Source organism: Streptomyces caatingaensis (assembly GCF_001187435.1).
Taxonomy (GTDB): Bacteria; Actinomycetota; Actinomycetes; order Streptomycetales; family Streptomycetaceae; genus Streptomyces; species Streptomyces caatingaensis.
In genome coordinates this window covers 425,658-439,023 of the sequence record NZ_LFXA01000002.1, presented here as the reverse complement: position 1 = coordinate 439,023, position 13,366 = coordinate 425,658, and the positions used below count along the sequence as shown (strand labels likewise).

Genomic DNA, 13,366 nt, shown 5'->3' with positions numbered 1-13,366 from the left:
TGACAGGTGGGGCGCGGTGGGGCCGCGCCGGTGGCGGGACCGGCGAACGTGCCGGTCCCGCCGGGACGGTCCGCGCCCGGGCGGGGGCGCGGACCGGGGTGACGCCGCCGGGGCCGGCTCAGCCGACGGCCTCGGCCTTCAGGACGCCCAGGACCTGTTGCACCGCGGTGCCGACGATCCGCGGCCCGTCCTGGGTGAGCACCGACTCGGCGTGGAACTGCATGGAGGCGAAGTGCGGGCCGCGCAGGGCGTGCACCTCGCCGGTGTCCGGGTCGCGGCTGACCCGGACGGTGCCCACGCCGTCCACCTCGACCTCGTCGCGGTCGCTGCGGGCGGCGAAGGTGTTGTAGAAGCCGACGTGCTCGGTGCGGCCGAACAGGTCGATCTCCTTCTGCACGCCCTGGTTGGGCACCTCGCGCCGGCGCAGCCCGAGGCCCAGCTGGAGGCTGAGCACCTGGTGGCTGAGGCAGACGGCGAGGAAGGGCCGGCGCTCGGCGAGCAGGGTGCGCACCGCGGCGTGCAGGTGGGCCATCTTGGGCTGGCCGGTCTCCTGGGGGTCGCCGGGGCCGGGGCCCATGACGATCAGGTCGTGGCCGTCGAAGGAGTACTCCTCGTCGAACCGGCGGACCGTCACCTCCAGTCCGAGCGACCGCAGCTGGTGGTCGATCATCGAGGTGAAGGTGTCCTCGGCGTCGACGACGAGCACCTTGCGGCCGGCGAGTCCGGGCAGGACGCCCGCGCGGCCGTCGAGGTCGCGCAGCCAGAAGTCCGCGATGGTCTCGTTGCGGCGGGCCAGGGCGGCCTTGACCTCGGGGTGGTTGCCCAGCCGCTGGTCGCCGGACTCCAGGGCGGCGACGAGACCGGCGGCCTTGGCCCGGGTCTCGGCCGCCTCGGAGGCCGGGTCGGAGTGGCGCACGATGGTGGCGCCGACGCCGATGCTGACGCGGCCGGTGGCGTCGATGTCCGCGGTGCGGATGAGGATGGCCGAATCCATCGCCCGGCCGCCGTCCTCGTCGCGGCCGATGAGGGCCACGACACCGCTGTAGTAGCCGCGCCCGACGGGCTCGTACTGGCCGATCACGCGGCAGGCGCTCTCCAGCGGGCTGCCGGTGACGGTCGGCGCGAACATCGTCTCGCGCAGGATCTCGCGGACGTCGCGGGTGGTGTGCCCCTCGATGAAGTACTCGGTGTGGGCGAGGCGGGCCATCTCCTTGAGGTACGGGCCGACCACGCGGCCGCCCGACTCGCAGATGCGGGCCATCATCTTCAGTTCCTCGTCGACCACCATGTAGAGCTCGTCGGTCTCCTTGGGGTCGGCGAGGAACTCCATGACCTCGGGCAGGCTGGGGCCCGAGGCCGGGTAGCGGTAGGTGCCGCTGATGGGGTTCATCACGGCCGTGCCGCGGTCGAGGCTGACGTGCCGCTCGGGCGAGGCGCCGACGAAGGTGCGGTCGCCGGTGTGGACGACGAACGTCCAGTAGGCGCCCGACTCCCGCTGGAGCAGCCGGCGGAAGAAGGCGAGCGCGCTGTGCGGCCCGTAGTCGGTGATGTCGGCGACGAAGGAGCGCTTCATCACGAAGTTGGCGCCCTCGCCGGTGCCGATCACCTCCTTGACGACGCGGCCGACGACCTCGGCGTAGGCGTCGTCGTCCAGGTCGAAGTGCTCGCCGGTCAGCCGGGTGGGCACCGCGGGGACGCGGTCGAGCTCGGCGACGGGCACCCGCTCCTGGCCGGTGACGGTCATCGCGATCAGCGGTGCCCCGTCGTCGGCGCAGTGGTAGCCGCGCTCGGCGATCTGCCGGTAGGGGACGACGGTGAGGACCTCGTGGTGGGCGCCCTCGGCGGCCGGGGCGTCCGGCAGCGGGATGTCGCCCAGGGTGGCGGGGTGCGACACCTCGCCCACCAGGACGTCCAGGACGCCTGCTCCGGTGGCCTCGGGGCGGTGGAGCAGGGCGAAGGCGGCCGGGCGCTCGCCGGCCCTGCCGAGCACGCGGTCGAGGAGGTCGCCGGTGGCGGGACGCTCGCTCATGCGAGGACCTCCTTCGCGGTGACGACCCGGGCGCAGCGCTCGGCCGCGTACCGCAGGGCGAGGCGGTGGTACTCCTCGGAGAAGTCCGCGACGGCGTCGGCGACGAAGAACGGCTGGATGTCGTTGGTGTACGCCTCGACCGCGGTCATCAGCACGCCGACGTGGGCGTAGACGCCGCAGACGATGAGCTGGTCGCGGCCGGCGGCGCGCATCCGCTCCAGCAGGTCCGACTTGAAGAAGGCGCTGTAGCGCCACTTGGTGAACTCCCAGTCGCCGTCGGCCGGCGCCAGTTCGTCCACCACGAGCCGGTCGGCGGGCTCCGGGCGCATGCCGGGGCCCCAGAAGTCCTTGAGCAGGCCGCGCTGTTCGTCGGTCATGCCGCCCGGCTGGGCGGTGTAGGCGACCGGGACGCCGAGGGCGGCGCAACGGTCGCGCAGCGCGGCGGCGTTGCGCACGAGCGGTTCGCGGACGCTGTCCGGGAACGGCTTGAGGAAGTAGCGCTGCATGTCGTGGACGAGGAGGACGGCGCGGTCGGCGTCGGGCGTCCAGTCGACGGTGTTGGGGGGCAGATCGCCCGGGGCGGGCATCGGATACGGTGTGATCGGTGGTATGCCGGACATGGCCCTGCTTTCCAGTTCCTGGCTGTGGTGCGAAGCGCGGCCGGTGCGCCTCGGAGTCACGGGTCGTGCGCGCCCGTTGAGGGAGTCGCGTCAGGCCTTCCAGGAGGAGACGACGCTGACGGCCTGCCACGGGTTGAGCCGCGGGTCGCAGTAGGACGTGTACCGTTCGCCGACGCCGGACAGGCCGGACTCGTCGACGACGCACTCGGTCACGTCGTGGGGCGTGGTCTCCAGGTGCAGGCCGCCGGCGACGCCGCCAGCCCGGGTGACGGCCTCCAGGAACCGCGCCACTTCCAGGGAGACGGTCTCCACCAGGCGGGTCTTGTAGCCGCCGGGCGCGGAGACGGTGTTGCCGTGCATGGGGTCGGTCAGCCAGATCACCGGGTGACCGGCCGCCTTGACGGCCTCGACGAGGGCGGGGAGCCGCTCGGCGACGTTGTCGGCGCCCATGCGGGCGATGAGGGTGAGCCGGCCGGGCTCGCGGTAGGGGTCGAGCCGCTCGCAGAGCGCGAGGAGCTCGTCCGGGGTCATGGTGGGGCCGACCTTGCAGGCCACCGGGTTGCTGACCTCGGCGAGCAGGGCGACGTGGGCGCCCTCGACCTGGCGGGTGCGCTCGCCGATCCACGGGAAGTGGGTGGAGCCCAGGTAGAGCCGGTCCTGGTCGTCGGTGCGCAGCATCGGCACCTCGTAGTCGAGCAGCAGCGCCTCGTGGCTGGTCCACACGACCGGCTCGATGACGTCGCGTCCGGCGGCGCGCTCGCGCCAGCCGAGGTGCTCGACGATGTCACCGGCGGCCATGTAGCCGGTGAGGATGCGCAGCGGGTCGGGCCACCGGCTGTCGGCGTCGGCCTCGGGTCCGTTGACCATGTGGCCGCGGAACGAGGGGAGTTCGACGCCGTCGACGATCTCGGTGGGCTTGGAGCGCGGCTTGGCGAACTGGCCGGCGATGCGGCCGACGCGGATGACGGGCTTGTGGGCGACCAGGCGCAGGGCGCCCGCGAGGAGGTCCAGCAGGGCGGCCTTGCGGGCGACGTGGGAGGCGGTGCACTCTTGGGGGTCCTCGGCGCAGTCGCCGGCCTGGACGATCAGGGCCTGTCCGGCGGCGACCTTGGCCAGGTAGCCGCGCAGGGTGGCGACATCGGTGGCCTGGACCAGGGGCGGACGGGAGGCCAGGGCGTCCCGGACGCGGTTGACCTGGAGGAGGTCACCCCACTCGGGCTGCTGCAGGGCGTCGCGCGTCCGTATGTCTTCTAACACGTTGTCCTTGATCACGTACTCGAACTCCAATCCGGCGATGGGGAGCGGTGGATCGAGATGGGGGGTGGCGGTCGGCCGGTGTCCGGCCCCGGCCCCTGGGACGTCGGGTGGGGTACGTCAGGTGGGGATGCCCTCGCGCTTGATCTCCGGGACCGGGATGCCCAGGGCGCGCAGCTGCTCGAAGGGGTTCATGAACTCGCGGTTCTGCTTGATCTTCCCGTTCTCCAGCTCGAAGGAGTGCAGGAAGTGGTTCTCGTAGTAGCCCTCGGGGTATCCGGCGAAGCGGATCTTCCCGTGCCCGTCGCACTCCACCCAGAAGTGGTTGGGGTCGTCGGTCTCGAAGATCTTGATGTTGTACCACTCCCAGTCGGGGAAGCACTGGAGGGACCAGACGGCGTGCTCGGCGAGGCGGTCACGTCCGTTGATGGCGATCGGGGCACCGGTGTCGGTGGTCCACAGGCCGCCGCTGCCGTCCTCGGTGAAGAGCTCGTGCCGCTTCAGCCGGTCCTGGCCCTTGGTGTTCATGTACTTCTCGACCGTGGCGCGGTTGATACGCCGCAGCTCGGCGTGGTCGGTGAATCCTTGCGACTGCACAGACTCGGACATTAGTTCCCCTCCATGGATGTCGGATGGAATGCAGGTGTACGGACGATGCAATCCGTCGCCGCGGTGCCGGGGCGAGCCCGGATCAAGCCTCTTTCCACCGGCCCCACCGGATGCCGCGGGACGGCGGCCGGTGCGCGAACACGCCTGTAGACGCAGGTGGGTTGGTGGTGTCCGGTGGAACGGCGGACCGCTGGACGGATCGTTCGGGCGCCATGGAGCCGGCCGGAGCGGCGCGACCGCGCACAGGGTCGCCGACGCCGCGCGCCCCGCGGTTCCCGCGGGCGGCGCGGTCGCGACGCCCCGGCCGACCCATGCCGACCGGGTTCTCTAGTGCGAAGGTGTCACATCGCCCGCTCGACGGGCGAGGGCGCGGGCCGCACCACTGGACGGTGTGGCCGAAAACGTACACAAAGTGGTGCTCATGCCGATCCCCCGTTCGGGAGCGCGCCCCGCGCGTTGCCGCATCGCGGACGCCGCCCCTGGATACACCTGACCCGTTGGCCCTGCCGGAACCAACGACTTGGTTGATTCTGCCCCACTCCGCGGCGCCAGACAATGGATATTGATGTACGCCGCATGAGGACTATTTGACACGGAGGGGGCTTGACTCGCAACGTCCTGGGCGCAATTGAGCCGCCGCCCCGGCGGGGCCGATCGAATCATGGTCCCCACCACGGCAGTTCATCAATCTGTGAGGGAAGCCACACAGAACTTCGTCCCCTCCGCTCAACCATCGCGCACCCCATGCGAATGCGCCATGGCTCGAATTCAACGCCCGCTCGCCACAGGGCCCGTTCACCCTCCGGCGATGCGACTGCGATATAGCTCCTATACGCCGTTCGTATTGGAACTCCGTCCCGCGTTGGGGGAAGCTCGACCCATCGGCCTAGGTCCCTGGATGGATCTTCGGCCCGACCATGGGGACCAACGGGGGAAGTTGGAAGAAATGAACGTCCTCGCGCCATGCGCGCGTGACGTGGTGCCATCGCACCGGTCCGCCGCGCCGTACCCCGACCGCGTACGGCGCGCCGCACAGTGGTCAGCCTTCCCGGGGAAGGCCGCGGCCCCGCCGACGTCCCTCCGCCGGCCCGGCCCCGGCCGCCCGGGTCCGGACCGTCCCGTCCCGCCGATCCGTCCGGCGGCGCACCCCTCATCCGCCGCCGACCAGCACCCCTTCAGCTCGACAGGAGACAGCTGTCCATGACCACTACATCCCAGAGCCCGTCGGCCGCGGCCACCGGGCACGAGGTGCCGTCCCGCGCCGAGCTCGTCGCCCGGGCCTCGGCCCTGCGGGACCGGCTGTGGGAGGACGCCCCGCGGGCCGACCGCGACCGGCGTCTCGACGACGGCACCGTGGACGCCATCCGGGAGGCCGGGCTCTTCCGCCTCCTGACCCCCCGGCGCTTCGGCGGCTACGAGACGGACTCCCGCACCCTGCTGGACGTCGTCACCGAGCTCGGCCGCGGCTGCGGCTCCGCCGCCTGGGTCACCGGCGTCCTCAACGCGGGCAACTTCGTCGCCGCCCTCTTCCCCGACGAGGCCCGCCAGGAGGTCTGGGGCGAGAACCCCGACGCCGGCGTGGCGCTGATCCTGGGCCCCGGCGCCCCCGCCCGCAAGGTCGCGGGCGGCGCGCTCGTCACCGCCAAGTGGCCCTACGCGTCGGGCTCCCTGCACTGCGACTGGGCCGTGGTCGTCGTCCCCGTCCAGGACGGCGACGCCGCGCCCGAGCCGTACCTCGCGCTGATCCCCATGACGGACGCCACCGTCGAGGACACCTGGTTCATCACCGGTCTGCGCGGCACGGGCAGCAACACCATCGTGGTCGACGGCGCGACCGTGCCCGACCACCGGCTGATCCCGCTGATGCCCACGCTCAACGGGGCGGTGCCGCCGCGGCACCCGGAGGAGACCCTCTACCGCAGCAACTTCGCGGGCCTGCTGCTCACCTCGCTGCTCGGCGCGCAGCTCGGCGAGGTGAAGGCCGGGCTGGAGCTCGTCCTGGAGAAGGCGCCGAAGCGCTCGATCAACGCCTCGGCCTACACCAGCCAGGTCCAGTCGGTCACCTTCCAGACCACCGTCGCCGAGGCGGCCACGAAGATCGACACCGCGCAGTTCCACGCGCAGCGGCTCACCGAGGACATCGACGGGCACGCCCGCCGCGGCGAGGCCCCCGACGTGCCGACCCGCACCCGCGTCCGCAACGACTCGGCGTACGCCAGCCGGCAGTGCCGCGAGGCGGTCGACCTGCTGGTCACCGCCCACGGGACGTCCGCCTTCGCCGAGTTCAACCCGCTCCAGCGGATCTGGCGGGACGTCCACGTGGCCAACCGCCACGCGGGCTTCGGCGCCGGCATCCCCGAGGAGATGTACGGCCGGGTGCTGCTCGGCGAGGACCCGCAGGCCGTCAGCTTCCTGCTGTAACGGTTCGCCGGGCCGCCGCCCCCGGGCCGCGCTCCGGCGACCGCGCATCGCCACCGGCGGGCGACGCCGGCGGCCGGGCCGCTCCCGGGTGGTCCGCCGCCGCGTCGCCCGGCGGTGTTGACGGGCGGCCCGGCACGTCCGGGGCTCCGCCGTACCGAACGGGAGAACAGATGCTGGAGCAGCGCTCCTTTCGCGACATCCTCGGCCGGTTCACCACCGGCGTCGTGCTGATCACCGCGCGGACGCCGCACGGTCCGGTGGGCATGGCCGTCAACTCCTTCACCTCCGTCTCGCTGGATCCGCCGCTGATCGCGGTGTGCGCCGCGCAGACCTCGACCACCTGGCCGGCCGTGCGGGCCGCCGGGGGCTTCGCCGTGACGATCCTCGGGGGCCAGCACGAGGAGGTGTGCCGGGCGTTCAGCACCCATGGGGCGGACCGGTTCGCCGGCGGGGAGTGGATGTTCACCCGGAGCGGGCACCCGGTGCTGCGGGACGGACTGGGCTGGCTCGACTGCGCGATCTCCACGATCCAGCCGGCGGGCGACCACGAACTGGTCGTCGCCGAGGCCCTGGAGGGCGCGCTGACCGGCCGCGAGGGCCCGCTGATCTTCCACGCCGGCCGCTTCGGCACGCTCACCGGGGTTCCCGGACGGGAGCGGGAGTGCGTCTGACGGAACGCCGTGGCCCCGGGCCGCACTTGGTGAAGTGCGGCCCGGGGCCACGGCGTTCCGTCATGGGGCGGAACATGACCGCGGCCGGTGGGCGGTCCCGGGGAAGGGAACCGCACACCGGCCGCGGTGCGGCGGAGGACCGGACTGCCCGGTACGGAACGGCGGGGGTTCCATGCCGTACGGTCGAAGCCCTCGTGCGCCAGGGCGTCCGGTCAGGACGTCACTGCCGCCTCCTCCGCCGGTTCGGGGGAGCCGGCCGCGGCCGCGGCGGCCTTCCGCTGGGTGAGCCGGTGGGCGAGCTCGGAGAGGCCGAGGCCGAGCAGGGCGATGACCGCGCCGATGTAACCGAGGCTGCCGGAGCCGCCGATGGACAGGCCCGCGCCTCCGATGGCACCCGCGAGGGCGATGGCCACGTAGAGGATGGACGCGTGCAGCGAGACCAGCACCGAGGCCAGCGGCGGGTTGAGCCCGATCAGCCGGTGCTGCTGCGGGGCGCTCATGCTGAAGCAGGCGACCGCGAAGACGGCGATGAAGCCGATCGACGCCGGGAACGAGTCGCTGAACAGCTGCACGGCGCCCAGGCAGACGGCCACCCAGATCAGGCAGATGGCCATGACGCCGCGGCCGCCGATGCGGTCGGTCACGATGCCGGCGAGGTAGCTGCCGACGATGGAGATCACACCGAGGACGAACATCAGCGTGGCGACCTTGCCGCCGGACCCGCCGGTGGCGCCGTCGAAGATGTCGGCGATGTAGGTGTAGAGGACGTACACCGAGGTGAAGGCGAGCGCCGTGGTGCCCAGCGTGGTCAGCACGCGCGGGTCGGCCAGCGGCACGAAGCGCTTCTTGAGGCTCTCGGCCGGCGGCGTCGGGATGTTGCGCGGCACCAGGGTCAGCAGACCGATGATGCCGACGACCGCCAGGCCCGCGACGAACCACATGGTGCCGCGCCAGCCGAAGCGGCTGCCGAACGCGGTGCCGATCGGGGCGCCGAAGGCCGTCGCCGCGGTGAAGCCGGTGAGCACGGTCGCGATGGCGCGGCCGCGCCGCTCCGGCGGCACGAGCGAGGCGCCCGACGAGGCGCCGACGGGCACGAACAGACCGGTGCCGCCGGCCGCGACCGCCTGGGCGACCAGCAGCAGCGGGTAGTTGGGGGCGACGGCGGCACCGACGGTGCCCACCAGGTAGACCAGCGCGGCCGTCAGCAGGACGACACGACGCGACCACGCGGCCGTCACCGTCGCGAAGATGGGCCCGAGGATGGCGCACGCCAGCGCGTAGACCGTGACCACCTGGCCCGCGGCCGCCGTCGAGACGTGCAGCGAGTCCTCGAGGTGGGGCAGCATGCCGGCCAGCACGAACTCGTTCGTGGCGACCGCGAATACGCCAAATCCCAGGAGCGGGACGCTGAACCGGGACACCTGTCCCGGTGCCGCGTCGGTGGCATTTGACACTTACTTTCCTCCCTGCAGAGTCCACTTTTCAGCGGGCGTGACAAGCGGTCACCTCGTGCGTGTTCCGGGCCGGGCACTGCGGGGATCAACGGCGGCCGGGGACGCGGAGTTTGAACGTCGCCGTCGGCAGCGCACCGGTGGCAAGGGCGCCCGGTGCGGGCCTGCGAAATCCCTGCACTGACGATCAACACCCCTGCTACGCACGGCAAACCGCGGCTGGTGTCACCACGCCAGAAGTACCTGACTCGTATAGTCCAGCAGCCCTGTTCATAAGTCCAATACGGACTCCGTCTGGCTGGTATAATGGATCCTTATGGAGATCAGGCAATTGGAGTACTTCGTCGCCGTGGCGGAGGAACGGAGTTTCACCAGAGCGGCGGCGAAATTGCACGTCGCCCAGCCCGGTGTCAGCACTCAAATTCGCCAGCTCGAAAGGGAACTGAAACAGAAACTCCTCGACCGGACCGGGCGCACGGTGCTCCTCACCGAGGTGGGTGCGGCGGTCCTGCCCTACGCCCGCGCGGCCCTCGCCGCGGTGGCCGGCGTGCGGCAGGCCGTGGACGAGCACACGGGGCTGCTGCGCGGGCGGGTCTCGGTCGGGATGGTCACGTCGTCGGCCTCCGCCTACGATCTGCCGCGGCTGCTCGCGGACTTCCACCGGGAGCATCCCGCGATCGAGATCACCCTCTCCGAGTCCACGTCGGACCACCTGCTCAGCGCCTTGCGCGAGGGGCGCTTCGACGCGGTGGCGATCTCCCCCTCCACCACCGTCCCGCCCGGGGTGGAGACCCTGACCGTGGCCGACGAGCCGCTCGTCGCGGCCGTCAGCCCCGACCATCCCCTCGCGGGCCGCGACCGCCTGCGCCTCGCCGATCTGCGCGACGAGCCGCTCATCATCTTCCACCAGAGCGTGGGGGCGCGGGCGACGGTCGAGGACGCCTGCGCCGAGGCCGGATTCCCGCCCCGCATCGCCTTCGAGGCGAGCGATCCCAATCTCCTGGCGGAACTCGCGGCGAAGGGTCTCGGCGTGGCCATTCTCCCCGCGCCGTTCGCCGCGATCCGTCCCACGACTCTGCGCGGAATTCCCCTGACGGATCCCCCCATGCGGGGATCCATCGCCTTTGCCTGGCGCGAGAACGGCTCCGCGAATCCGGCGGCGAATGCGCTGATCCGTCATCTGCAGCGCGCGATGCGGGGCGGCGACGAGTAGCCCGCCCCCTCCTCCCGGGTGTGCCTGCCCCGCCCCGCCCTTTCAGTTTCTTCGGGGCGGAGCCCCGGGCTCGCCGGGGCCCCGGGGGCGGGTCGGACCTCCGCGGGGGCCCTCGCGGCGGGGGCGGACCGGACCTCCGCGGAGCGCGGCACCTTCCGGCGGGGGCCGGGCCGGACGTCCGCGAACCCCCTTCCGGAGGTGGGCCGAACCCCCGCCAGGGCCCTCCCGGGGACGGTCCGGACCTCCGCGGAGCGCGCCCCCCTCCAGGGAGCGGACCAGACCTCTGCGAGAGCCCTTCCCGGGGGCGGGCCCGACCTCCTGGAGCGCGGTCCCCCGGGGCGGGGCCGCGCTCTGCGCGGGCGCGCCGGGGCTCCACCCCAGTCGTCGCAGCCGCGCGGTTACGGGGCCGGGGCCCCGAAGCGGGGTCCAGGTGGCGCAGCCCCCGGTGGGCTGCGGGGGCGAAGCCCCGCCGACCCGCACGCAGCGCGGTCCCGCCCCGGGGCGCAACGCCCCTGGGGTGCAGGGGCGGAGCCCCGCTCGTCCGCGCGCAGCGTGGGCCCCCCGGGGCCGAGCCCCGGCGGAAACGGTGAAAGGGCGGGGCGGGGAGAGGAAAGGGCGGGCGGGGCGTCGGGGGGCTAGTCCGCGTGGCCGAGTTGGAGGTCGCGTTCGGTGCGTCCGCCGCCGGCGACCCGGAGCACCGTGGCGACCGGAGGGTAGCCGGCGGCGACGACCGTGTACTCCCCCGCCGCCAGGTCCACGAACCGGAACGTCCCGTCCGCCCCGGTGATCGCGGAGTCGACGACGTTCCCCGCCGCGTCCAGCAGCGTGACCCGCGCGTCCTCCACGGGCCGGCCGCCCCCGGCGCGCACCGTGCCGCGCAGCACCGCGCCCCCGGCGAGCTCGACGTCCTGCCGCGTCTCCCGCGCGGACTGGACGGTCACGGGCAGGGCGGCGGGCCGGTAGGCCGGGGCGCTGGCCGCCAAGGTGTACTCGCCGGCGACGAGTTCGTCGATGACGTACCCGCCGTCGTGCCCGGTCCGCGTCGAGGAGACGACCTCCCCCTGGACGTTGGTGAGCGTCACGAGCGCCTCGCACACCGGCGTGCCGTCCGCCGTCCGCACGGCGCCCGCCAGCCGCCCCGCCCCGCCGAGGACGACGTCGAGTTCGACGGGCCGCTCCCCGACCGTGACGGTGACCGCCTGCGGCTGGTGCCCGCCGGCCGCGGCGATGAGGACGTACGAGCCGGTGCCCGGCGTACTGAGCGCGTACCGCCCGTCCTCGCCGCTCGCGCCGCGCCCGATCTGCCGTCCCTGGACGTCGATCAGGGTGAGGGCGGCCCGCGGCACCGTCGTCCCGTCGTGGTGCTGGACGGCACCGGTGACGGGGATGCCCGCCCCGAACGACCCGTAGGAGACCGGTGGTTCGCCGGCGAAGGGGGCGGCCGGCGCCGGCTCGGTGATCAGCGGGGGCGGCGGCGGGGGCTCGCACCGCGCGGGAGGGACGACGGTCGGTGCTTCGGAGGAGGCGTTGTGGGACACCAGCGGTTTCTCTTTCAGCAGGAAGGCGATCAGGAAGCCGAGGACGAACACCGGAACGAGATAGAGGAAGATCCGCGGCATGGCCTCCGCGTACGCCCGGACGTACCCGTCCCGCAGCGGCGCGGGGAGCGCGTGCACCAGCTCGGGGGTGAGGGAGTCGGCGTCCGGCAGCCCCGCCCTGGGCGGCAGTTCGACGGCGAGCCGCGCCGCCAGCCGGTGGGTGAGGAGGGTGCCGAAGACGGCGGCCCCCATCGAACCGCCGATCTGCCGGAAGTAGTTGGCGGCGCTGGTGGCCGTCCCGAGGTCGGCGGGCCGCGCGGAGTTCTGGACGGCGAGGACGAGGACGGGCAGCGCGAGCCCGATGCCGACCCCGAGGACCGCCATCCAGAGGCTGTAGACCAGCCGGCCGATGCCCGCCTGCAGGTGGGAGAGGAGGTACATGCCCTCGGCGGACAGGGCGCAGCCCAGCACGGGCAGCAGCTTGTAGCGCCCGGTGCGGGTGACGACCTGGCCGGCGACGAGCGAGGCCGCGACGACGCCGCCCATCAGGGGCAGCATCAGCAGTCCGGAGCCGGTGGCGTCCGCCCCGTCCACCATCTGCAGGAAGGTGGGCAGATAGCTGGCGGCGCCGAACAGCCCGACGCCGACGGCCGCGTTGACGAGTCCGGAGACGGTGAAGACCGGGTCGCGGAACAGCCGCGGGGGGATGATGGGTTCGGCCGCGTACTGCTCGACGACCGCGAAGAGCAGGGCCGTTCCGAGCGCGCCGGCGGCCAGCCCGATGGTGACGCGCGAGGTCCAGGCGTACTCCGTGCCGCCCCAGGTGGTCAGCAGCACCAGACAGGTGGAGGCCGCGGTCAGCAGCAGCGCGCCCAGCACGTCGAACCGGCCGCGCGCGGCGGGCCGCGGCAGGTCCAGCGCCTTGAGGACGACGAGCAGGGTGACCAGCCCGAAGGGGACGTTGACGTAGAAGCACCAGCGCCAGGAGGCGTGGTCGGTGAAGAACCCGCCCAGCAGCGGTCCCGCGACCGAGGCGAGCCCGAAGGCGGCGCTGATGACGCCCATGTAGCGGCCGCGCCGGCGGGCGGGGACGATGTCGGCGATGATCGCCTGCACGCCGATCAACAGCCCGCCGGCGCCGACGCCTTGGAGCGCGCGGAAGGCGATGAGCTGGTCCATCGTGCGCGACCAGCCGGCCAGTCCGGAGCCCAGCACGAAGACGACGATGGCGAAGACGAAGACGGCCTTGCGCCCGAGGAGGTCGCCGAGCTTGCCGTAGAGCGGCAGGGCGACGGTGGACGTCAGCAGGTACGAGGTGACGGCCCACGACATCCGGTCCACGCCGTGGAGTTCACCGACGATCCTCGGCAGGGCGGTGGCGACGATGGTCTGGTCCAGCGCTGCGAGGAGCAGCGTGAGGACGAGCCCGGCGAAGACGAACCGTACGCGGCCCGCGCCCGGCCGGGCGTCCCGGCCGGGCGGCAGTGGGTCGGGTCCGGGCAGGGCGGGATGGCCGCCCTTCACCAAGGTGGCCTCGGAGGTGGACCCGCCCACGTGTCT

General features: G+C 72.9%; 9 protein-coding genes. 3 read left to right on the top strand and 6 right to left on the bottom strand.

Features of this window, described 5'->3' with window-relative positions; all coding sequences use genetic code 11:
* Positions 1–118: 118 nt before the first annotated feature.
* The 4 genes from AC230_RS02680 to AC230_RS02665 form a co-directional block, all read right to left on the bottom strand.
* Entirely contained in the window at positions 119–2,029 is a 1,911-nt protein-coding gene (locus AC230_RS02680; RefSeq protein ID WP_049714287.1) for an anthranilate synthase family protein, read from the bottom strand.
* Positions 2,026–2,649: an isochorismatase family protein gene (locus tag AC230_RS02675; RefSeq protein WP_049714286.1), complete on the bottom strand. Its 624-nt coding sequence runs from the start codon at positions 2,647–2,649 to the stop codon at positions 2,026–2,028. The genes AC230_RS02680 and AC230_RS02675 overlap by 4 nt, the downstream gene beginning before the upstream one ends.
* Positions 2,650–2,739: 90 nt before the next feature.
* Positions 2,740–3,936, bottom strand: coding sequence for a 3-deoxy-7-phosphoheptulonate synthase (locus tag AC230_RS02670; protein ID WP_277816832.1), 1,197 nt, complete (start codon positions 3,934–3,936; stop codon positions 2,740–2,742).
* Between the two features lie 87 nt (positions 3,937–4,023).
* Positions 4,024–4,512, bottom strand: coding sequence for a phenazine biosynthesis protein (locus AC230_RS02665; RefSeq protein ID WP_049714285.1), 489 nt, complete (start codon positions 4,510–4,512; stop codon positions 4,024–4,026).
* A 1,200-nt stretch (positions 4,513–5,712) separates the two neighbouring features.
* On the opposite strand from AC230_RS02665, the gene AC230_RS02660 reads away from it, so the two are divergent.
* Both AC230_RS02660 and AC230_RS02655 read left to right on the top strand, forming a co-directional pair.
* Positions 5,713–6,933, top strand: a complete 1,221-nt coding sequence (locus AC230_RS02660; RefSeq protein ID WP_053160961.1) for an acyl-CoA dehydrogenase family protein — start codon at positions 5,713–5,715, stop codon at positions 6,931–6,933.
* Positions 6,934–7,103: 170 nt separating this feature from the next.
* Positions 7,104–7,604 (top strand): flavin reductase family protein, encoded by a 501-nt coding sequence (locus AC230_RS02655; protein WP_049714284.1) that lies wholly within the window; start codon positions 7,104–7,106, stop codon positions 7,602–7,604.
* Between the two features lie 212 nt (positions 7,605–7,816).
* On the opposite strand, the gene AC230_RS02650 is transcribed toward AC230_RS02655, so the two are convergent.
* Positions 7,817–9,058 (bottom strand): MFS transporter, encoded by a 1,242-nt coding sequence (locus AC230_RS02650; protein ID WP_049714283.1) that lies wholly within the window; start codon positions 9,056–9,058, stop codon positions 7,817–7,819.
* 313 nt (positions 9,059–9,371) lie between these two features.
* On the opposite strand from AC230_RS02650, the gene AC230_RS02645 reads away from it, so the two are divergent.
* Positions 9,372–10,268 (top strand): LysR family transcriptional regulator, encoded by an 897-nt coding sequence (locus AC230_RS02645; RefSeq protein ID WP_049714282.1) that lies wholly within the window; start codon positions 9,372–9,374, stop codon positions 10,266–10,268.
* 635 nt (positions 10,269–10,903) lie between these two features.
* Here AC230_RS02645 and AC230_RS02640 read toward each other — a convergent pair.
* Positions 10,904–13,360, bottom strand: a complete 2,457-nt coding sequence (locus AC230_RS02640) for an MFS transporter (protein ID WP_049714281.1) — start codon at positions 13,358–13,360, stop codon at positions 10,904–10,906.
* Positions 13,361–13,366 lie beyond the last annotated feature (6 nt).

Bases quoted from the DNA above. Each gene is read 5' to 3' on its own strand.
- AC230_RS02675 (WP_049714286.1), bottom strand. From the start codon at position 2,649: ATGTCCGGCATACCACCGATCACACCGTATCCGATGCCCGCCCCGGGC.
- AC230_RS02680 (WP_049714287.1), bottom strand. From the start codon at position 2,029: ATGAGCGAGCGTCCCGCCACCGGCGACCTCCTCGACCGCGTGCTCGGC.
- AC230_RS02645 (WP_049714282.1), top strand. From the start codon at position 9,372: ATGGAGATCAGGCAATTGGAGTACTTCGTCGCCGTGGCGGAGGAACGG.
- AC230_RS02655 (WP_049714284.1), top strand. From the start codon at position 7,104: ATGCTGGAGCAGCGCTCCTTTCGCGACATCCTCGGCCGGTTCACCACC.
- AC230_RS02665 (WP_049714285.1), bottom strand. From the start codon at position 4,512: ATGTCCGAGTCTGTGCAGTCGCAAGGATTCACCGACCACGCCGAGCTG.
- AC230_RS02660 (WP_053160961.1), top strand. From the start codon at position 5,713: ATGACCACTACATCCCAGAGCCCGTCGGCCGCGGCCACCGGGCACGAG.